Genomic DNA, 20,953 nt, shown 5'->3' on the forward strand with positions numbered 1-20,953 from the left:
CCTCAGCCCACCCGGCCCTTGAGCGGCTCGGTGTCCGGCTCCGCCTTCGGCGCCACCCGCATCCCGATGTAGCAGTACGGCGTGCCGTCGGCCAGCGTGTCGAACACCACCGGCATGTAGCCCTCGCTGAAGGACGGGCCCGCGCCGGTCCCCGCGAAGGCCTTCTCCGTCACGGCGAACAGCTCGACGTCCAGCGGCGGCGAGAAGTCCTTCATGCCGTCCACGAACTCGTAGACGAGGTGGGGCTTTCCGTCGCGCTCGGAGACGGTGATGACGACACCGGCCCGCTTGTACGTGCCGACGTACCGGGAGAAGTCCACCTCCGGCGCCTGCGCGGGCGGCTCGAAGGCGTCCGGCATCGTCACGCCCGCAAGCGCGCCGAGCAGCTCGCGGAAGAGCCCCGCGTAGAGCTCGCGGGCACCGCCGCCGTTGGTGAGGAGCACGACGGCGACGCCCGCCGACGGCACGATCCGCAGATAGCCGTACTGCCCGATCGCGGCGCCGTCGTGGCCGTATCCCGCGACGCCGTTCCAGTCGTACAGCGTCCAGCCGAGGCCCCAACCGTCCGCGCTGACCGACCACTTGTCGGGCACGTCGGCCACCCGGCGCCGCATCTCCTCGACGGCCGCGGCGGACAGCAGCCGGGTGCCGTCGGGGGCCGTGCCGCCGTCGAGGTGCATCCTCGCCAGGCGCGCCACGTCACCGGCGGAGACCAGGACGCGGCCGTACGGACCCGCCGAGCGCGGCATCAGGTCCCAGGCGGGGGCCGGGTCGGGGTCCTGGCCCGGCTCGCCGAGGTGGCTCATCGCGGTGCGGAACGCCAGCGCCTCCTCGGGCAGCGTCATGGAGCGCTCCAGGCCGAGCGGGGCGAAGAGGCGGTCCTTCAGGGCCGCGTCCCAGGTCTGTCCCGTCAGGACCTCGACGATCCGGCCGAGGACGTTGTACCCGAGGCTGCTGTAGGAGACCGCGGCGCCGGGACGGCAGTCCAGGGCCACGCCCCTGGCCGCCTCGACGTACCGCTCCAGGCAGTCGTCGCCGCGCCCGGCGTCGTAGGTGAAGTCGCACGTCAACCCGCCCGTGTGGGAGAGGAGTTGGCGGGTGGTGATGGTTCGCGTGGCCTCCTCGTCGGCCGTCTCGAACTCCGGCAGGATCTCCTTCACGGGGGCGTCCAGGTCCAGTTCGCCCGCGTCGGCGAGGCGCATGATCAGCGTCGCCGTGTAGATCTTGGCGATCGAACCGGACTGGAACACCGAGTCCGTGGTCGCCTCCACGCCCGTCCCGCGGTGCAGCACGCCGCTCGCCAGCTCGTGGATCTCCCCGTCGACCAGGACCGCGAGCGTGGCCCCCGGCACGTGGTGGGCGGCGCGCAGCCCGTCCAGCCTGGTCTGCCAGTGCGCGAGGTCGAACGTGGCCATGAGATCCCCTCCGAGGTGATGCGACGACGGCTGTGCGTACTTCGTTCTCTCGTTGCGAACACTGTACGCACAGGGATCGGTGTGCGCAAGGTGCGCACGCCGTGCGCTACGGTGGTGGGGTCCCGCACGGAACACGCGCAGGAAACGCACGAGGAGGCCGCCATGCCCGCCGACCCGAAGCCCGAGATCGCCTCGGTGTGGACCCGCCCGCGCCGCCATCGCGAGCAGCTGAGCCGGGAGCAGATCGTCGCCGAGGCCGTGCTGCTGCTCGACGCGGACGGCCTCGAATCGCTCAGCATGCGCAAGCTCGGCACCCGCCTCGACGCGGGCGCCACCTCCCTCTACCGGCACGTCGCCAACAAGGACGAGCTGATCGAGCTGGTCGTCGACGAGGTCTACGGCGAGCTGGAGGTGCCCGCCGCGACCGGCGCCGCCGACTGGCGCGACGCCGCCGCCCGCAGCGCCCACAGCCTGCGCGCGATGATCCTGCGCCACCCCTGGGTCGCCTCCGTGCTCGGCCAGGTCGGCCTGGTCCACCTCGGCCCGAACGTGACGAGGATGTCCGAGCGGATGGCCGCCGTGTACGCCGAGGCCGGCTTCCCCGCCGACGAGATCGAGCAGGCTCTGTCCACCGTCATCTCGTACGTCATCGGGATGGCGACCAGCGAGGCCGCGTATCTGTCACTGATCGCCCGCAGCGGCAGGACCGAGCGGGAGTTCGCCAAGACCCTCCACGACACCGGGCAGCGGAAGGGGCGGACCGAGGACCCGGGGAAGGCCCGCGACGAGACCTTCGAGTACGGCCTCCAGCGCGTGCTCGACGGCCTCGCCGTGCGGATCGCGAAGAACTGAAGGGCTGATTCGGCTCACCGGCCGACGAAGAACGGCCGGAAATGGATCACGGTGAGCTAAGTCATGCGCAGAGGCCGCGTAATTTGACGGCGCCTTCACATTCCCGTACGTAAGCTTCACTGCATGGCCACGACTCCCTCCCCCGACCGGCGACGCACCGCCGACGAGGTCAACGAGGAGATCCGTGCGCTGTGGCTGCGCGCGGGCGGACGCCTCCGCCCCGACGAGCGGCGTGTGTACGAACGCCTGGTCACCGAATGGGCCGAGGCCGAGGCCAACTCCTCACCGACACACGCGGCTTGAGACCGAGCCCCGTCAGAGCGCCCCGAAGGGGCGCGGGGAACTGCGCGACAAGCCCCAACGCACCCGCAGCAGAGAACGAACAAGGAAGGCCCCCGGAACCAAAGGTTCCGGGGGCCTTCAAGTCAACCGCTACTGCGCCGCAGGCTTCCGCAGCGCGATGTTCAGCTCGCGCAGACGCGACTCGTCCAGCTCCGTCGGCGCGCCCATCATCAGGTCCTGGGCGTTGCCGTTGAGCGGGAAGGCGATCGTCTCGCGGATGTTCGGCTCGTCGGCCAGGAGCATCACGATGCGGTCGACGCCCGGGGCGATGCCGCCGTGCGGCGGGGCGCCGAGGCGGAAGGCGCGCAGCATGCCCGCGAACTCGTGCTCCACCGTCTCCGCGTCGTAGCCCGCGATCTCGAAGGCCTTGAGCATGACGTCCGGCTCGTGGTTCCGGATGGCGCCGGAGGAGAGCTCGATGCCGTTGCAGACGATGTCGTACTGCCAGGCGAGGATGTCGAGCGGGTCCTTCTCCTCCAGGTCCTTCATGCCGCCCTGCGGCATCGAGAAGGGGTTGTGGGAGAAGTCGATCTTCCCGGTCTCCTCGTCCTTCTCGTACATCGGGAAGTCGACGATCCAGCAGAAGCGGAAGACGCCCTCCTCGAAGTGGCCCGCGCGCTTGGCGGCCTCGACGCGGACCGCGCCCATGATCTTCGAGACCTCGTCGAACTCGCCCGCGCCGAAGAACACGGCGTGACCGGCCTCCAGGCCGAGGCGCTCGGTGAGGACCTTCACGTTCTCCTCGGTCAGGAACTTCGCGATCGGGCCCGCGAAGGTGCCGTCCTCGCCGACGCGGATCCAGGCGAGGCCCTTGGCGCCCTGCTCGACCGCGTAGTCACCGAGGCCGTCGAAGAACTTGCGGGACTGCGAGGCGGTGTCCGGCACGGGCAGCGCGCGCACGTGCTTGCCGGCGAAGGCCTTGAACTCCGAGCCCTCGAAGACGTCGGTGATGTCGACCAGTTCGAGCTTGGCGCGCAGGTCCGGCTTGTCGTTGCCGTACTTCAGCATCGACTCGCGGAACGGGATGCGCGGGAAGGGGGACGTCACCTCGCGGCCGCCGCCGAACTCCGTGAAGAGCTCGGTCATGAGCTTCTCGATGGGCCGGAAGACGTCCTCCTGCTCGACGAAGCTCATCTCGACGTCGAGCTGGTAGAACTCGCCCGGCGAGCGGTCGGCGCGGGCGTCCTCGTCGCGGAAGCACGGCGCGATCTGGAAGTACCGGTCGAAGCCCGAGATCATCAGCAGCTGCTTGAACTGCTGCGGGGCCTGCGGCAGGGCGTAGAACTTGCCGGGGTTCAGGCGGGAGGGGACGACGAAGTCACGGGCGCCCTCGGGGGAGGTCGCGGTGAGGATCGGCGTCGCCATCTCGTTGAAGCCGAGGGCCACCATCTTCGAGCGGATCGAGGCGATCACGGCGCTGCGCAGCATGATGTTGCGGTGCATGCGCTCGCGGCGCAGGTCCAGGAAGCGGTACTCCAGGCGGCGCTCCTCGTTCACGCCGTCCTCGGCGTTGATCGTGAAGGGCAGCGGGGCGGCCGCGCCGAGCACCTCGACGTCCGAGGCCTCGATCTCGACCTCGCCGGTGGGCAGCTCGGGGTTGACGTTCTCCGTGCCGCGCGAGACGACCTTGCCGTCGACGCGGACGACGGTCTCCTTGGACAGCTTGTCCAGGACCTCGGCGGCCTTGGTGCCGGGGCGGGCCACCAGCTGCGTGATGCCGTAGTGATCGCGGAGATCGATGAAGAGAATGCCGCCCAGGTCTCGGCGATTGTGCAGCCAGCCGCTCAGCCGGACGTCGGTGCCGACGTCAGAGGCGCGGAGCTCGCCGCAGGTGTGGGACCTGTACCGATGCATCGTCGTTCATCCAGTCTTCGCGAATAGGGGAGAGAGCAGACCCTCCCAAGGCTACCGTCCGGGCGAAGATCGCTTTCCTGATATCCGCCGGGGCCACTCTCCCGAGGTCGTGGGACGAGGGGGCTCGGTGGCGACTTCGCCTGAGATCTTCCTAAAGTGGGTCAATGCGCACCGACGATCCCCTCATGCAGGTGGGGGATGACTCCCTGCCTCCCGTACGGGACGTCCTGGCCGCCATCGCGACCGGACTGTGGCGCTGGGACAACGCATCCGGGACCGTCACGCTCGACGCCGAGGCCGCCCGGCTGCTCGGCCTGCCCGCACGCGCCCAGACCCTGTCCGAGGCGGGCGTGCGCTCCCGCTTCCACCCCGTCGACTGGAACGAGATCTACGGAACCGTCCAGCTCGCCGTCGCCGAGGGCACCCTCGCCGAGGCCCGCCTCCGGATCATGGACGAGACCGGGCGCCGCGTCCTGCGCACCGTACGCAGCCGCTCCAAGCCCGTCCTGCACGGCGCCACGGAGGCGTACGAACTGATCGGCACCCTGCAGGAGGTCACCGAGCCCGCGCCGGGCACCGCCGCCCGCACGCCCGTCACCGGCGACTGGCGCCGCTCCCGGGAGGCGTTCCTGCTCGACGCGGGGCGCGCGCTCGCCGAGGCGCGGTCCACGGAGGAGGTCCTGCGGGTCGCCGCCGGGCTCTCCATGCCGGGGTTCTCGCCGGACGGGCTCGCGGTCTTCGGGGTGGCGGGCGACCGGCTGACGATCATCGGGCACCACGGCCACCAGCCCGGCGACGACGGGCCCTTCTCCGCGATGCCGGTGGACACCGACTACCCCGCCGCCGAGGTGGTGCGCACCGGCCGGGCCGTCTATCTCTCCTCGCCCGAGGACTACCGCCGCCGCTATCCGGCGGCCTGGCCGCTGGCGCGGCGCTTCGAGCGGCAGTCGTGGGCGTTCCTGCCGCTGACCGTCGCGGGCCGCACGATGGGCGCGTGGATGGCGGCCTTCACCTACCCCGTCTCCTTCACGCCGGACGAGCGCTCGGTGCTGACGACGGTGGCGCGGATGCTGGCGCAGGCCCTGTCCCGGGCCGGGGTCGCGGAGTCCGAGCGGGAGCTGACGGAGGGCCTGCAGCGCTCGATGCTGCCGATGCTCGGCCCGCAGATCCCGGGGATGAGCGTGGCCGCCCGCTATGTGCCGACCGGCGGGGGCCTGCAGGTCGGCGGCGACTGGTACGACATGATCCCGCTGCCCAGCGGCCGCATCGCCTTCGCCATCGGCGACGTGCAGGGCCACGACGTGCGCGCGGCGAGCCTGATGGGACAGCTGCGGATCGCCCTGCGCGCGTACGCCTCCGAGGGGCACCGCCCGGACGCGGTGCTCTCGCGCGCCACCCGCTTCCTCTCGGGGATCACCGAGTCCCTCACCTACGGCTCCAGCGGCAGCGGCGCGGCCGCGGCCACCGAGTACGACCCGCGCTTCGCGACCTGCCTCTACGTCGAGGCCGACCCGGCGACCGGCGTCCTGGAGATCGCCCGCGCGGGCCACCCCGAGCCCGCGATACGCATGAGCGACGGAACGGTCCTGCTGCGGCCCGTCGCGGGCGGGCTGCCGCTCGGCATCGACCCGGACGCGGACTACCCCACGACGCGTCTCGTCCTGGAGGCCGGCGAGACCATGCTGATCTGCACCGACGGCCTCATCGAGACCGGCGGCCACGACCTGGACAGCGGCTGGGCGCGGATCAGGGCGATCCTGGAGGAGCACGCGGGCGACGGCGAGGGCGACGGCCTGGAGCAGCTCGCGGACGCCCTGGTGCAGGCCGTGCACGGGCCCTCGTCGCACCACACCACGGGCCCGCTGGCGGACCGCCGCGAGGACGACATAGCGGTGCTGCTGCTGAGCAGGGCGAGCCGCCCCGAGCAGCGCACGGACGCCCGCCGCACCGTCCTGACCATCGCCCAGGCCGAGCCGGAGCGCATCGCGGGGGCCCGCCGCCACCTGCGGGACCTGCTGCACGACTGGGCGGACGCCGACCAGGTCGACTCGGCGGTCCTGATGGTCTCCGAGATGCTCACGAACGTCCTGGTGCACACGGACGGCGACGCCCTGATGGTCGCCGAGGTCACCGGCGAGCCGGGCGCGCGCCGGCTGCGGGCCGAGGTCGCGGACGGCAGCGACGACCTCCCGCACAAACGCCACCCCGGCGAACTCGCCTCTTCCGGGCGGGGGTTGGTCCTGATGGAGCTGCTGGCCGGGGCGTGGGGCGTGGACCCGCGGGGCGACGGAAAGAGCATCTGGTTCGAGCTGTACGAAAACACTTCCGGCGGGGATGCGCCCTGAAGGGGCGCGGGGCTCTGACATGTGCGGCTCCGCCGCGGGGCGCGACCAGCCACGTAAAACCCGCACCTTTACGACGGACTCGCGTAGCGGCCCCGCAGCTCCGAGACGATCCCGAACGCCGCCGCCGTCAGCGGCACGGCCAGGAGCATCCCCAGGATCCCCGCGACCGACGCGCCCGCCGTGATCGCCAGCATCACCACCGCCGGATGCATCTGCACGGTGCGGCTCTGGATCATCGGCTGGAGGATGTGGCCTTCGAGGACCTGGACGGCGAGGACCACGCCGAGGGCCCACAGCGCGATGACGAAGCCCCGGTCGGCGAGCGCGACCAGGATGGCGACCGCGCCGGACAGGAACGCCCCCAGGTACGGGATGTAGGCGCCGACGAAGACCAGCGCGCCAAGCCCCCAGGCGCCGGGGACGCGCAGGATCAGCAGGCCGACGGTGATGCAGATCGCGTCGATGAGCGCGATGAACGTGGTGCCCCGCATGAAGCCCTCGACGGCCTCGAAGGCGCGGCGGCCCATCGCCTCGACGGTGTCGCCCGTGGAGCGCGGCGCGAGGGACCTCAGGGCGTCGGCGGCCTTGTCGGAGTCGCGCAGGAAGAAGAAGACGAGGAGCAGCGCGAGGACGGCCATGGCGATCATCTCGCCGACCACGCTGAGCCCGCTGATCACGCCGGACGCGGCGGTCCCGCCGTACTTGCTCAGGATGTCCTTGGCGTTGGAGGCCAGGTCGTCGAGCGAGGTGCCCGCGGCCCCGAAGTGCTCGCTGAGCGACTTCGCGGCCTGCTGGAGCGAGGCGATGATCTGGTCGCCGGTCTCGATGAGCGCGCTGACCACGATGTACGTCGCGCCGCCCACGACGGCGACGACCGCGACGCAGGTGAGACCGGCCGCCAGGGACCGGTTGAGCTTCATCGCGACGAGCCGCCGGTGCAGCGGCCCGAGCAGCGCGGTGCCGAGGATCGCGAGCAGGACCGGGGTGACCGCCGTCTTGAAGGTGACGCAGAGCCAGATCCCCACGGCGGCCACGCCGGTGACGAGGAGAGCGACGACGCACCAGGCGGCGAGGCGGCGCGCGGGCTCGGGCAGGAGGGTGCTCACCCTCCTACCCGAGCACGGCGGTGCGGAGCCCGCACCTTATGTACGGCTACATGCCGTGCACGGCGGGGACCGTGCCGAGCAGGCCCTTCTGGAAGTCCTCGAAGGCCTGCTGCAGTTCGTCCCGGGTGTTCATCACAAACGGGCCGTAGTGCGCCATCGGCTCCCGGATCGGCTGCCCGCCGAGCAGCACGACCTCCAGGTCGGGGGCGTGCGCGTCCTGCCGCTCGTCCGCGCGGACGGTCAGCGAGGAGCCCGCGCCGAAGACCGCGGTCTGCCCCATGTGCACCGGGCGGCGCTCGGTGCCGACGGTGCCGCGGCCCGCGAGGACGTACGCGAGGCCGTTGAAGTCCTCGCGCCAGGGCAGCGTCGCCTCGGCGCCGGGCCGCACGGTCGCGTGGATCATCGTGATCGGCGTGTGCGTGATGCCGGGGCCCTCGTGCCCGTCCAGCTCACCGGCGATGACGCGGAGCAGCGCGCCGCCGTCGGGGGTGGTGAGCAGCTGGACCTGGCCGCCGCGGATGTCCTGGTAGCGGGGGTCCATCATCTTGTCCTTGGCGGGCAGGTTCACCCACAGCTGGAGGCCGTGGAAGAGGCCGCCGGACTGGACGAGGGACTCCGGCGGCGCCTCGATGTGCAGCAGGCCCGAGCCCGCCGTCATCCACTGGGTGTCGCCGTTCCGGATGGTGCCGCCGCCTCCGTTGGAGTCCTGGTGGATGAAGGTGCCGTCGATCAGGTACGTGACCGTCTCGAAGCCGCGGTGCGGGTGCCAGGGGGTGCCCTTGGGCTCTCCCGCCTCGTACTCCACCTCTCCCATCTGGTCCATCATGATGAACGGGTCGAGGTACTTGTAGTTGATTCCCGCGAAGGCCCGGCGCACCGGGAACCCCTCGCCCTCGAAGCCGCTCGGCGCGGTCGTCACGGCGAGCACGGGTCGGGCCGTGGCCTCGGCCGGCGCCACCACTCGGGGCAGGGTCAGCGGGTTCTCGACGGTCACTGCAGGCATGGTCGGTACCTCCTTGTGCGCTCACTTTAGTTGAACGTAGAACTTTCTGCCACCTGAACGAACGGAGCCCGGAGGGCATTCCCTCCGGGCTCCGCGAGTGGCTGGAAGCGGTCTACGAGCGCGCCGGGCTGCCGCCCACCGTCACCTCGGCCGCCGCCGAGCAGCTGCCCCTGCAGGTCAGCTCCACCGAGTTGTCCGGCGGATGCACGATCGCCTCGTTCCCGGCGACGCGCGGCGGCACGATGCCGACGAAGGTGTACGTGACCTCGCCGTCCGCCGCGATGTCGGCCGTGGTGTCCAGATCGCCGACCCCTCGGCCCTCGCCGCACGAGGACGGGGACGTGGCCGAGCAGATCCAGCTGAAGCCCTTCAGCCACTCCGGCAGGGTGTCCCTGACCCGCACGCCGATCGCGTCCGAGGGCCCGGCGTTCTTCGCGATCACCTTCAGGGTCAGCCGGTCACCGGCCTTGTACGGATGGGGCTGGTAGGACTGGTCCACCGAGAGCGCGGTGTGCGGCCGCGGCGCCACCTGCGCGTGGTCCGCGCAGACCGGGTCGCAGCCGGGGTCGGAGGTGTTGTCCGGCGGCTCGACGCTGGCCGTCGCGGTCAGCGCGCCGGTCGCCGACGACGGCACCCTGCCCTGCTGTACGTAGACGACCTTGCCGCCGGGCGGCAGCGTCACCCGCTGGTCGACCCTGCCCGAGCCGGTCCTCGTCGGGCAGACGCCGCCCTCCTTCGCGGTGCAGGTCCAGGCGAAGTCCTGGAGCTGGGGCGGAAGTTGGGCGATGACATGGGCTCCCTTGGCGACACCCGGGCCGTCGTTCGTGACGGTGACGGCGTAGGAAAGGGGCTCACCGGGGACGTAGGGGTCGGGGTCCGCGAGCTCGGTGATGCGCAGGTTCACTTCGTTGACGACGTCGATCGGCAACTGGACGCGGTTGTCACGGGGGTTGAGGTCGTTGTCCGTCTCGCCGCGCACCACGGCGTCGCTCGGCGCCTCGCCGACCGCGTCGGGGCCCGCCTTCACGTCGAGCAGGACGGGCGGCGCCGCCGTGCCGGGCTGGATGACGTCCGGCCGACTGCACGTGACCGTCTGTTCCTCGACCTCGCAGTCCCAGCCGGGCGCGGAGACGACCTTCGGGGTCAGGCCCGGCGGCAGCGTCTTGACGAGCGTGGTGGCCGTCGACGTGGGGGCGGCCAGCCTGCGGTTGCCGACGGTCAGGGCGAGTTGGCCGGTGCCGCCGGTGCGGAACTCGCCGCGCACCTCCTCGGTGACGTACAGATCCGGGTCCAGTGTCGTCACCTTCACGTTGGTGATCTCGTGGAAGCCCGTCGAGGCACCCGTGGAGGCCGCGAAGCCGAGCTTCAGCGTCTCCGGCACGGCGGGCTGGCCCTTCACCTTGGCCAGATCCAGCGGGCCGAGCACCCGCTTCATGCCGGCGCCGTCGTGGAAGTCGATGGAGACGGCCAGTTGGAGCGCCGTGGACAGCTCGACCTTCACGGTCCGCTTCGCCTTCGCGCGGCTGCGCTCCCCGTCCACGGCGAGCGGCCGCCGCAGCCGGTAGTGCTGCACGTAGGCGTTGCCGGTGGCCAACGCCCCTCGTACGCCGATGGAGTTCGGCACCCGGCCGGGACCGCCCTCGCCCCTGGCCTGGGGCGGGTTGGTGAAGTTGCCGTACTGGTCGAGGCCGACGCCGAGGTAGCCGCCCTCGATGCCGGAGTAGCCGAGCGCGCCGCCGTAGTGGCCCGCGTCCCTGGGCGAGGCCTTGCCGTCCAGGAAGAAGAAGCTGATGCCGTCGGCGCCGCGGGGGGTCGTCGCCCCGTACTGGTACTGGTCGAAGGTCGCCGAGATCCCGGCCCTCGACGGCAGCGCCCGGTTGATCAGCGCGAAGCCGCTCTGCCGGTGGCGGTTGCTGGTGAGGCGCAGCGCGCCGCGCCCCGCCTCGTCCTTCGAGGCCCGCTTCGGACAGCCCTTCAGCGGGCCCTCCGCCCCGCGGTCCCCGGTCAGGCACGCCCACCCGTCGGGGTCCCCGGGCCCCGCGGCCCGGCTGTACCACTCCGTGGTGTCGACCTCGGACCCCGCGAAGGTCTCGTCGATGAAGGTGTCGGCACGGGCGTCGGCCGTCGGCAGACAGAGACCGACGGCGGCGAGGACCACGGCGAGACCACGCGAAAGAAGACTACGCATGGTCACGATCAAGTCACGGAGAGCAACCTACCGCTAGCGGGGAGGTCCGTCCGGGTCGCACCGCAGACGCGCCCCGTAAGGGGCGCGGGGCTGTATCGACATGCGGCTCCGCCGCGTGGGCGCGACCAGCCAAAACGGACCCGCAGCCGAAATCCGCGAACCCAGCGGAGCGTCAGCCGTACATCCTGCGCATCGCGAAGTCCACCATCTGCTCGACCGCCTTCGCGTCGAACACCATCCGGTGCTCGCCCTCCATGTCGAGGACGAAGCCGTACCCCGTCGGGAGCAGGTCGATGACCTCCGCCCCGGTGGTCACGAAGTACTTGGAGTCCTTGCCCGCGTACCGCCGCAGCTCCTTGAGGGACGTGAACATCGGGATCACCGGCTGCTGGGTGTTGTGCAGCGCGAGGAAGCCGGGGTTGTCACCGCGCGGGCAGTAGACCTTCGAGGTCGCGAAGGCCTGCTGGAAGTCCTCCGCGGACATCGATCCCGTGGTGAACGCGCGCACCGCGTCCGCGAGAGAAGGCGGCGAGGGCTCGGGGTAGAGCGGGGGCTGCTGGCCGTACCCACCGCCGGGCATGCCCTGCATCTGCTGCTGTTGCGGTGGCGGCTGCGCGCCCGGCGGTGCGTACTGCTGCTGGGCGCCGGGATTCTGGTCGTAGCCGTACATGCCCGCAAGAGTACTGAGTCACAGATGACCTATTAGGGGTTGCTTCTTATTACCGACGGGTAGCATCATCGTATCCACTTGCTGGTACTCATCCCTTTCCTGCTTACGGAGCCTTCGCCATGGGCCACTACAAGTCGAATCTCCGCGACATCGAGTTCAACCTCTTCGAGGTGCTCGGCCGCGACAAGCTGTACGGCACCGGCCCGTTCGCGGAGATGGACGTCGACACCGCCAAGAGCATCCTCGACGAGCTGCGCAGGCTCGCCGAGAACGAGCTGGCCGAGTCCTTCGCGGACGCCGACCGCACCCCGCCGGTGTTCGACCCGGAGACCAACACCGCGCCGATCCCCGAGACGTTCAAGAAGAGCTACCAGGCCTTCATGGACTCCGAGTACTGGCGCCTCGGCCTGCCCGAGGAGATCGGCGGCACCACCTCGCCGCGCTCCCTGATCTGGGCCTACGCGGAGCTCCTGCTCGGCTCGAACCCGGCGATCTGGATGTACTCGTCCGGTCCCGCGTTCGCCGGCATCCTCTTCGAGGAGGGCAACGAGGCGCAGAAGAAGATCGCCCAGATCGCCGTCGAGAAGCAGTGGGGCTCGACGATGGTCCTGACCGAGCCGGACGCCGGTTCGGACGTGGGCGCGGGCCGCACCAAGGCCGTGCAGCAGGAGGACGGCTCCTGGCACATCGAGGGCGTGAAGCGCTTCATCACGTCCGGTGAGCACGACATGTCGGAGAACATCCTCCACTACGTCCTCGCCCGCCCCGAGGGCCACGGCCCCGGCACGAAGGGCCTCTCGCTCTTCCTGGTCCCCAAGTACGAGTTCGACTGGGAGACCGGCGAGCTGGGCGAGCGCAACGGCGTCTACGCCACGAACGTCGAGCACAAGATGGGCCTCAAGGCGTCCAACACGTGCGAGATGACGTTCGGCGACCAGCACCCCGCCAAGGGCTGGCTGATCGGCGACAAGCACGACGGCATCCGCCAGATGTTCATGATCATCGAGTTCGCCCGCATGATGGTCGGCACGAAGGCCATCGCGACGCTGTCGACGGGTTACCTCAACGCCCTCGAGTACGCCAAGGAGCGCGTGCAGGGTCCCGACCTGGCCCAGTTCATGGACAAGACCGCGCCGAAGGTGACGATCACTCACCACCCGGACGTGCGGCGCTCGCTGATGACGCAGAAGGCGTACGCGGAGGGCATGCGCGCGCTCGTGCTGCACACCGCGGCGGTCCAGGACGACATCCAGATCAAGGAGGCGGCGGGCGAGGACGCGTCGGCGCTGATCGCCCTGAACGACCTCCTCCTGCCCATCGTGAAGGGCTACGGCTCGGAGAAGTCCTACGAGCAGCTGGCGCAGTCGCTCCAGACGTTCGGCGGCTCGGGGTACCTCCAGGAGTACCCGATCGAGCAGTACATCCGGGACGCCAAGATCGACACCCTCTACGAGGGCACGACGGCGATCCAGGGCCAGGACTACTTCTTCCGGAAGATCGTCCGCAACCAGGGCGCGGCGCTGAACGGCCTGGCCGAGGAGATCAAGAAGTTCCTCGCGGTCGGCACGGGCGGCGAGACGCTGGCCGGCGCCCGCGAGGAACTGGCCAAGGCCGCGGTCGAGCTGGAGGCCATCGTCGGCGTCATGCTGACCGACCTCGCGGCCACCGAGCAGGACGTGAAGTCCATCTACAAGGTGGGCCTGAACACGACCCGCCTCCTGATGGCGTCGGGCGACGTGGTCGTCGGCTACCTGCTGCTGCGCGGTGCCGCCGTGGCCGCCGAGAAGCTGGAGACGGCTTCCGCGAAGGACAAGGCGTTCTACGAGGGCAAGATCGCCGCGGCCAAGTTCTTCGCCGCGAACGTCCTGCCGGGCGTCGCGAACGAGCGGAAGCTGGCGGAGGGCGTGGACCTGGGCCTGATGGAGCTGGACGAGGCGGCGTTCTGACCGACGCCCCACGAACCGACTGACGGCGGCCCGTCCCCTGCCGGGGGGCGGGCCGCCGCCGTCATCCGGGTCCCGCCCCGGGGACGGCTCCTGTCCCGCCAACGCACCGCACAGAACGCCCACGCCGAGACATCCACCGCGAAGCGGTGGTGCAGGGGAGGGTGAGGCGGCGGCAGCCTCACCGCGGTGGCAAAGGACACCCGCAACAGAACGACCGCTCTGGCTAGGCTGGCTTCCATGAGCACTCCGCCCCGCTTCGACCGCGGCCACACCGAAGACCTCATGTCCTTCCTGGCGGCGAGCCCCTCGCCGTACCACGCCGTGGCGAGCGCCGCCGAGCGCCTTGAGAAGGCCGGTTTCCGGCAGGTCGAGGAGACCGACGCCTGGACTGAGACATCAGCGGCCGGCGCCGCGGGGACGACCGGCGGCAAGTACGTGCTGCGGGGCGGGGCGATCGTCGCCTGGTACGTCCCCGAGGGCGCCGCCCCGCACACCCCCTTCCGCATCGTCGGCGCACACACCGACTCCCCGAACCTGCGGGTGAAGCCGCAGCCCGACGCCGGCGCCCACGGCTGGCGCCAGGTCGCCGTCGAGATCTACGGCGGACCGCTGCTCAACTCCTGGCTGGACAGGGACCTCGGCCTGGCGGGACGCCTCTCCCTGCGCGACGGCACCTCGCGCCTCGTGAACATCGACCGGCCCCTGCTGCGCGTGCCCCAACTGGCCATCCACATGGACCGGTCCGTGCACACCGACGGGCTCAAGCTCGACAAGCAGAAGCACATGCAGCCCATCTGGGGCCTGGGCGACGACGTCCACGAGGGCGACCTCATCCGCTTCCTGGAGGAGGAGAGCGGCCTGGGCGAGGGCGACGTCACCGGCTGGGACCTCATGACGTACGCGATCGAGGCGCCCGCCTTCCTCGGCCGCGACCGCGAACTCGTCGCCGGCCCCCGCATGGACAACCTCCTGTCCGTGCACTCCGCGACGGCGGCCCTCGCCGCCGTCGCCGCCCAGGAGAACCTCCCCTACATCCCCGTACTCGCCGCCTTCGACCACGAGGAGAACGGCTCGCAGTCCGACACCGGCGCCGACGGCCCGCTGCTCGGCAGCGTCCTCGAGCGGTCGGTGTTCGCGCGCGGAGGTTCGTACGAGGACAAGGCCCGCGCGTTCGCCGGGACCGTCTGTCTCTCCTCCGACACCGGGCACGCCGTCCACCCCAACTACGCCGAGCGGCACGACCCGACGCACCACCCGCGCGCCAACGGCGGCCCGATCCTCAAGGTGAACGTCAACAACCGCTACGCCACGGACGGTTCGGGCCGCGCGGTGTTCGCCGCCGCGTGCGAGAAGGCGGGCGTGCCCTTCCAGTCGTTCGTCTCCAACAACGCGATGCCGTGCGGCACGACGATCGGCCCGATCACCGCGGCGCGGCACGGCATCAAGACGGTCGACATCGGCGTCGCGATCCTCTCCATGCACAGCGTGCGCGAACTGTGCGGCGCGGACGACCCGCACATGCTGGCCAACGCGCTCGTGGCGTTCCTGGAAGGCTGACTACCGCCTTGTTGTGTGACTGCGAGGGGGCCGGGTACCCGGGCCCCCGCAGTCGATACAGCAGGGAGGCGGTCCATCATGGGCCTGGGCGGATGCATCATCCTGATCGCCGTCGGCGCCATACTCACGTTCGCCACCGACTGGGAGATGGAAGGAATCAACGTCACCGTCGCCGGGCTCATCATGATGGCGGTGGGCATCATCGGGGTGGCCGTCTTCACCAGCATCGCGCGCCGCAGGCGGGCCGTGCCGCCGGTCGCGCAGACCACGGTCGTCGAACCCGACCAGGAGCACCGGGGTTACTGAACCGCCCACGCGTGTCCGACACGTCACGGTTCGGGGTAGTCATGGCGCCATGAGACTTCTCGTACGCGACCGCATGCTCGGCATCGGCGACGACTACTGGATCGAGGACGACCAGGGCCGCAAGGTCTTCTTCGTCGACGGCAAGGCCATGCGCCTGCGCGACACCTTCGAGCTGAAGGACATGCAGGGCAGGGTCCTCATCGACATCCGCGCCAAGATGCTCGCCCTGCGCGACACGATGGTGATCGAGCGCGAGGGCGAGCCGCTCGCCAGGGTCAAGCGCAAACGGCTCTCCCTGCTGCGCAACCACTACCGCGTGGAGCTGGTCGACGGCACCGAACTCGACGTCAGCGGCAAGATCCTCGACCGGGAGTTCGCCATCGAGTACGACGGCGAACTCCTGGCCGACATCTCGCGCCGCTGGTTCCGGGTGCGCGACACCTACGGACTGCACGTCGTGCGCGAGGACGCCGACCCCGCGCTGCTGCTCGCCGTCGCGGTCTGCGTGATCCGCCTCGCGGAGAAGGAGCGGGGCGAGGACTGAGCAGACCGCGCGGCACGGACCGACCCCCCAGTCGGCGTCCCACCGCATGCATGTTACGTAGGGCGATGTTCCGCTTACCGAGAGTGGCCGAAGGGTCGGCCACTGTCAGTGAGAGAGGAATTGGGTGGCTATGTCTGCATGGCGCACCACGGGCACACGCACCGCTTTCGCGGCCGGGCTCGGCATCGCATTGGCCCTGACCGTCACGACCACGGCCGTCTCCGCACCGGCCTACGACGGCCACGAACCGGACAACGCCGACTGGGGCACGGTCGTCGACACCGCCAAGGACGGCCTCCAGGCCAACGCCTGGGTGGCCCGCGTCCAGGGCCTGCAGGGGGTCGTCGACACGGCGCTCTTCGAGTCGCACTACCCGACGACGCCGAAGGCCCCGGCCGAGCAGTCCGGCGGCAAGAAGCTGATCGACCTGGCCCCGGGCGGCTTCGGCATCGGCAAGGGCTCCGCGCTGTACTCCCGCGCGATGGGCAACAAGTTCCCGGCCACCACCTCCAGCGACACCGCGGTGCCCGCCCCGGGCGTGGCCTACGCGGACGCGGGCGGCGCCGCCATCGACGTCGGCATCCCCTACATCCAGAACCCGGCGGGCGGCACCCAGCTCTCGCCGCTCGGCCTGCACGTCGAGGGCATCACCGTCTCGGCGATGAGCGTGCCCGGCAAGCCGGTGCACTTCACCGGCGGTGCCGCCCGGGCCTCGCTGTCCAGCATGGGCGCGAACATCATCAAGATCCCGCCGCTGTGGCCGGTGAACTTCGGCGCGCGCATCCCGGCCGACTACTCCAAGCCGCCGGTCGCCCTGGCCACCACCAACGAGCAGGTGACCACGGACAACAAGGGCCGCCCGACGCTCGGCGAGGACAAGCACTACCGGTACGACGAGAAGGCCACCAGCGGCTACGTCAACGCCATCCACGCCTCGATCCTCGGCACCGAGGTCGCCGACGTGACGGTCGGCCACGCGGCGGTGCTGCGCGACGCGTCGCTCACCGACAAGCTCAAGGACAAGCTGCCGGCCGACAAGCTGCCCAAGCTCCCGGACTTCGGCGACGTGAAGATGCCGAAGATGCCGGACTTCACGGCCAAGAAGCCCGAACCCGCGGACAAGAAGCCCTAAGCGGCCCCGCCGCCCTCGGCCGTCGGCGCCTCGGAGGCGCCGACGGCCGAGCGCGCGCCCCGCACCCAGCCGCACAGCACGAGCCCGAGAAGGGTCAACCACCATGCCGCAGCACCGACTTGGGCGCACCGCGTCCCTCGCGGCCGCCACGGGACTGAGCGCCGTCCTGCTGCTCGGCGGCGCGGCGCACGCCGCCGAACCCCCGCCGTTCCCGCCGCCCGGCGGCATCGAGCTGAACGAGAAGGGGGAGCCCAAGGGCGAGCAGATCGACACCACTTGGGAGATCGTCAAGCCGTTCAAGGCGGCCGCCGAGTGGATGGTCCACGGCGCCTTCGACATCGCGTCGGGCTTCTGGAACACCTTCTTCCCCGGCACCGCCGCCGACGCCGCCCCGAAGTCCCCTGCCGATTCCGCGGATACCGCGGATACCACGGATACCACGGATACCGCGGATACCGCGGATACCACGGATTCCACCGGCCCCTCCGACGCCTCCGACCCCTCCGGCACCGCGCCGACCTCGCCGAAGGAGCAGCCCTGACATGCGACGTCTCCCGTCCGTTCCGCTGCGCGTCGGCCTCGCGCTGCCGGTCGCCCTCCTCTGCGCCGCGGCGCCCGCCGCCGCCCTCCCCGCACCGGGCCCCGACCCCCAGCACCAGGCCGCGTCCACGCACAACTGGGGCACCGTCCTCGACACCTCCGAGCCCGCGCAGTCGACCGCCTGGGCGATGCGGGCCCTGAGCCGGAACACCGCCTCCGACGCCCGCATCGGCGAGAGCCACCACCCCGCCTACCCGGGCGTGCCCGACGCCTACCAGGCCGCGCTGAACGGCCCGGTCGAACCCGGCGCCGACGCCCCGTGGTTCGACCACATCCAGGGGGTGCGCACCGCCGCGGGGGCCGCGCCGAAGGACCGCCGCGCCGTGACGGCGTCCGTCTCCGTCGAGGAGATGGAGTTCGGCCTGCCCACGTACAAGGCGCCCGCGAAGCCGGGCCCCGCCGCCACCCAGCTCTCCGAGTTCGGCGTGCTGCTGCGGGACGTCGGGGCGGGCGCGGCCGCCGGGCCCGGCAGGCCGTCCACGCTCTCCTCGTCCGTCGCCTCCGGATACCTCTCCCTGGCGGGCAAGCGGATCCACGCCTTCGACGGCACGAGCCCCGCCAACACCGGCGTCCGCGTGCCGAAGGACCCGAAGCTGCCGCCGCGGCTCCTGCTCACCGTCAACGAACAGATCAGCACCGACGGCCAGGGCCACCCCAACGTCACCGCGTCCGGCGGCGACATCGCGGACAGGAACGCCCCCGGCGCCTATGTGAACGCCCTGCACCTGACGCTCCTCGGCCCGGAACCGGTGGACTTGACGATCGGTCACGCCGCCGTGCTCCGGCCCGTGGGCTGAGCGGGCCGCACCCCCCGGATGGCCGACCCGGCATGCGGCGGTAGCTCTCCGTGTCGACGCTGTAACCATCGGTGGTCAGAAAAGTCGACGCGCACCACGCACCGCCCTGACCCCCACCGACCCCTCCCGTACCAGCTACGTCCCCGTACCAGCTACGCGAGACACGAAGGAAAGAGAGGCTGGCCATGGCCTCATGGCGTACTTCAAAGCGGTACGCCCTGCTCACCGCAGGGCTCGCCGCGACCGCGGTGACGGCTACCGCATTCCCGGCCCAGGCGGCGCTCGCGCCGGTCGGCGTCGACGACTGGGGCACCGTCGTCAAGACCGACGACTGTCTGCAGGCGGACGCCTGGGTGGCCCGCGTGAAGGGGCTCGCGAGCGTCGTCGACACCGCGCTCTTCGAGTCGCACTACCCGACCACGCCCAAGGCTCCCAAGCAGCACGCGGGCGGCGAGAAGCTGATCGACCTCGCCCCCGGCGGCGTCGGCATCGGCCGTGCCTCGGCCCTGTACTCCCGCGCCATCGGGCACGCCCACCCCTCGACCGAGGCGGGCAGCAACGACGTCCCGGCCCGCGGCGAGGTCTACGCGGACGCGGGCGGCGCCGCCATCGACGTCGGCGTCCCGTACATCCAGAACCCGGCGGGCGGCACCCAGCTCTCGCCGTTCGGCGTGCACGTCGAGGGCATCACCGTCTCCGCGTACTCGCAGCCGGGCAAGGCGGTGCAGTTCACCGGCGGCGCGGCCCGCGGCTACATCTCGGTGGCCGGCGCCCGCATCATCGACATCCCGCCGCTGTGGGCCGTCAACTTCGGCGCCCGCATCCCGGAGGACTACTCCAAGCCGCCCATCGCCCTGGCCACCACCAACGAGCAGGTGACCACGGACCAGAAGGGCAACGCGACCCTGGGACCGGACAAGCACTACAAGTTCGACCCCAAGGCCAGCAGCGGTTACGTCAACGCGATCCACGCCAGCGTCCTCGGCACCGAGGTCGCCGACGTGACCGTCGGGCACGCCGCCGTCATCCGCGACCCGGCGCGCACCGACAAGTTCGCGCCCAAGACCACCAAGTCGGCGGCGAAGCAAGCGACGCAGCCCGCGGGCAAGTCCAAGTTCTGCGCCCCCTACGCGCCGCCGACCAAGGTCCTCGGCGCGATGCGGAACACGTACGACGCGGCGGGCAAGACCTCCTGCTGGTGATCCGGTAGCCCTTCCGTCGCGCGGCGCGGCACGGCGTGACGCGTGACGCTGGTGCGCATGTACGTCACCGCGCTCGCCCGCACGGCCGCCATCGGCGCACTCGCCGCGCTCGCCGTCGGCTGCACCACACCGGAGCCCGAGAACATCCCGCAGGTCAGCGGGGAGTTCGGCAAGCAGCCCACCGTGACCATCCCCGATCTGCCGCCGCCCGACAAGGCCCGGATGAAGGTCCTCAAAGAGGGCGACGGGCCCGTCACGCGCAAGGGCCAGGTCGTCGTGACCGACGTCGACATGCGCCTGTGGGAGAAGAACAAGCCGCTCCTGGACACCTACCGCCTGGAGCAGCCCACCACCGCCGTCCTGGACGGCGAGCACGTCGCCCGCACCTGGGACCAGGCGCTGCTCGGCCGCAAGGCGGGCAGCCGCGTCCTCATGGTCGCCCCCGCCACCCACGGCTTCGGCCCGCACGGCATGGCACCGGCGCAGGTCCCGCCCGGCAACCACATGGTCCTCGTCTTCGACGTGATCGGCGGCTACGGCCCCAAACAGCAGGTCCCCGAGGGCGGTTCGGCCCCGGCGGACGGCAAGAGCGGCGATCCCGTGGTGCGCGCCGAGCCCGGCAAGGACCCGCAGATCACCGCGTGGGGGAGCCCGCCCCGCAAGGCGACCGTCCGCACGCTGGTGGCGGGCAAGGGCCGCGAGGTCGGCGAGGGCGACACGGCGGTCGTGCAGTGGTCGGGCCGCGAGTGGGGCAAGAAGGCCCCGTTCGGCTCGACGTACCTGCGCAGCGGACCGAACGGCTTCGTCGTCAAGAAGGGCGCGGTGCCCCCGGGCTGGTACGAGGCCCTGAAGAACCGCAAGGTCGGCACGCGCCTCCTGCTGACGGTCCCGAAGACCCAGGACCCGTCGTTCACGATGACGAAGGGCGGGGTGGGCGTCCCGAAGGGCAAGGACGTGGCGTACGTGATCGACGTACTGGACAGCAGGGATCGTTGAGGCAAGACCCCGGTAAGCAGAGGCGCCCCGTCAGGGGCGCGGGGCTGTGACAACATGCGGCTCCGCCGCGCGGGCGCGACAAGCCCCCACCCACCCGC

At 71.1% G+C, this 20,953-nt stretch carries 18 protein-coding genes; 12 read left to right on the forward strand and 6 right to left on the reverse strand.

Going from position 1 to position 20,953, the window contains the following annotated elements; genetic code table 11:
• Positions 1 to 2: 2 nt before the first annotated feature.
• A complete protein-coding gene (locus ACZ4D5_RS10620) occupies positions 3 to 1,415 on the reverse strand; it encodes a serine hydrolase domain-containing protein (protein ID WP_467771975.1) in 1,413 nt (470 codons plus the stop codon).
• 162 nt (positions 1,416 to 1,577) lie between these two features.
• On the opposite strand from ACZ4D5_RS10620, the gene ACZ4D5_RS10625 reads away from it, so the two are divergent.
• Both ACZ4D5_RS10625 and ACZ4D5_RS10630 read left to right on the forward strand, forming a co-directional pair.
• Positions 1,578 to 2,267: a TetR/AcrR family transcriptional regulator gene (locus ACZ4D5_RS10625; RefSeq protein ID WP_467771976.1), complete on the forward strand. Its 690-nt coding sequence runs from the start codon at positions 1,578 to 1,580 to the stop codon at positions 2,265 to 2,267.
• A 123-nt stretch (positions 2,268 to 2,390) separates the two neighbouring features.
• A complete protein-coding gene (locus tag ACZ4D5_RS10630) occupies positions 2,391 to 2,570 on the forward strand; it encodes a hypothetical protein (protein ID WP_362329372.1) in 180 nt (59 codons plus the stop codon).
• A 129-nt stretch (positions 2,571 to 2,699) separates the two neighbouring features.
• Here the strand turns inward: ACZ4D5_RS10630 and aspS are convergent, their stop codons facing one another.
• Positions 2,700 to 4,463, reverse strand: a complete 1,764-nt coding sequence (aspS, locus tag ACZ4D5_RS10635) for an aspartate--tRNA ligase (RefSeq protein WP_467771977.1) — start codon at positions 4,461 to 4,463, stop codon at positions 2,700 to 2,702.
• Positions 4,464 to 4,627: 164 nt separating this feature from the next.
• Between aspS and ACZ4D5_RS10640 the strand changes: the two genes are divergently transcribed.
• Positions 4,628 to 6,808 (forward strand): ATP-binding SpoIIE family protein phosphatase, encoded by a 2,181-nt coding sequence (locus ACZ4D5_RS10640; RefSeq protein WP_467771978.1) that lies wholly within the window; start codon positions 4,628 to 4,630, stop codon positions 6,806 to 6,808.
• 68 nt (positions 6,809 to 6,876) lie between these two features.
• On the opposite strand, the gene ACZ4D5_RS10645 is transcribed toward ACZ4D5_RS10640, so the two are convergent.
• The 4 genes from ACZ4D5_RS10645 to ACZ4D5_RS10660 form a co-directional block, all read right to left on the reverse strand.
• On the reverse strand, positions 6,877 to 7,914 hold the full coding sequence (locus ACZ4D5_RS10645; RefSeq protein ID WP_467771979.1) for an AI-2E family transporter: 1,038 nt from the start codon (positions 7,912 to 7,914) through the stop codon (positions 6,877 to 6,879).
• 46 nt (positions 7,915 to 7,960) lie between these two features.
• Complete coding sequence (locus ACZ4D5_RS10650; protein ID WP_467771980.1) at positions 7,961 to 8,917, reverse strand: pirin family protein; 957 nt, start codon at positions 8,915 to 8,917, stop codon at positions 7,961 to 7,963.
• Between the two features lie 112 nt (positions 8,918 to 9,029).
• Positions 9,030 to 11,105: a hypothetical protein gene (locus tag ACZ4D5_RS10655; protein ID WP_467771981.1), complete on the reverse strand. Its 2,076-nt coding sequence runs from the start codon at positions 11,103 to 11,105 to the stop codon at positions 9,030 to 9,032.
• Positions 11,106 to 11,277: 172 nt separating this feature from the next.
• On the reverse strand, positions 11,278 to 11,775 hold the full coding sequence (locus tag ACZ4D5_RS10660; protein WP_467771982.1) for an SseB family protein: 498 nt from the start codon (positions 11,773 to 11,775) through the stop codon (positions 11,278 to 11,280).
• 119 nt (positions 11,776 to 11,894) lie between these two features.
• On the opposite strand from ACZ4D5_RS10660, the gene ACZ4D5_RS10665 reads away from it, so the two are divergent.
• The 9 genes from ACZ4D5_RS10665 (at position 11,895) to ACZ4D5_RS10705 (ending at position 20,855) form a co-directional block, all read left to right on the forward strand.
• Positions 11,895 to 13,721 carry an acyl-CoA dehydrogenase gene (locus ACZ4D5_RS10665; RefSeq protein WP_467771983.1) on the forward strand — a complete coding sequence of 609 codons (1,827 nt, stop codon included), beginning with the start codon at positions 11,895 to 11,897 and terminating at the stop codon, positions 13,719 to 13,721.
• A 237-nt stretch (positions 13,722 to 13,958) separates the two neighbouring features.
• Complete coding sequence (locus tag ACZ4D5_RS10670) at positions 13,959 to 15,278, forward strand: M18 family aminopeptidase (RefSeq protein WP_467771984.1); 1,320 nt, start codon at positions 13,959 to 13,961, stop codon at positions 15,276 to 15,278.
• 78 nt (positions 15,279 to 15,356) lie between these two features.
• Positions 15,357 to 15,584 carry a DUF6458 family protein gene (locus tag ACZ4D5_RS10675; RefSeq protein ID WP_467771985.1) on the forward strand — a complete coding sequence of 76 codons (228 nt, stop codon included), beginning with the start codon at positions 15,357 to 15,359 and terminating at the stop codon, positions 15,582 to 15,584.
• A gap of 49 nt (positions 15,585 to 15,633) precedes the next feature.
• On the forward strand, positions 15,634 to 16,128 hold the full coding sequence (locus ACZ4D5_RS10680) for an LURP-one-related/scramblase family protein (RefSeq protein ID WP_467771986.1): 495 nt from the start codon (positions 15,634 to 15,636) through the stop codon (positions 16,126 to 16,128).
• Between the two features lie 130 nt (positions 16,129 to 16,258).
• The gene (locus ACZ4D5_RS10685) at positions 16,259 to 17,260 is read left to right on the forward strand and encodes a hypothetical protein (protein WP_467771987.1); all 1,002 of its coding nucleotides are present in this window, start codon (positions 16,259 to 16,261) and stop codon (positions 17,258 to 17,260) included.
• A gap of 103 nt (positions 17,261 to 17,363) precedes the next feature.
• Positions 17,364 to 17,801 carry a hypothetical protein gene (locus ACZ4D5_RS10690; protein ID WP_467771988.1) on the forward strand — a complete coding sequence of 146 codons (438 nt, stop codon included), beginning with the start codon at positions 17,364 to 17,366 and terminating at the stop codon, positions 17,799 to 17,801.
• A 1-nt stretch (position 17,802) separates the two neighbouring features.
• Positions 17,803 to 18,657, forward strand: coding sequence for a hypothetical protein (locus ACZ4D5_RS10695; RefSeq protein WP_467771989.1), 855 nt, complete (start codon positions 17,803 to 17,805; stop codon positions 18,655 to 18,657).
• Between the two features lie 185 nt (positions 18,658 to 18,842).
• A complete protein-coding gene (locus ACZ4D5_RS10700; RefSeq protein WP_467771990.1) occupies positions 18,843 to 19,859 on the forward strand; it encodes a hypothetical protein in 1,017 nt (338 codons plus the stop codon).
• A gap of 42 nt (positions 19,860 to 19,901) precedes the next feature.
• A complete protein-coding gene (locus tag ACZ4D5_RS10705; protein WP_467771991.1) occupies positions 19,902 to 20,855 on the forward strand; it encodes an FKBP-type peptidyl-prolyl cis-trans isomerase in 954 nt (317 codons plus the stop codon).
• Positions 20,856 to 20,953: the final 98 nt, after the last annotated feature.

The sequence above is a fragment of the Streptomyces sp. NPDC025651 genome, assembly GCF_055558735.1.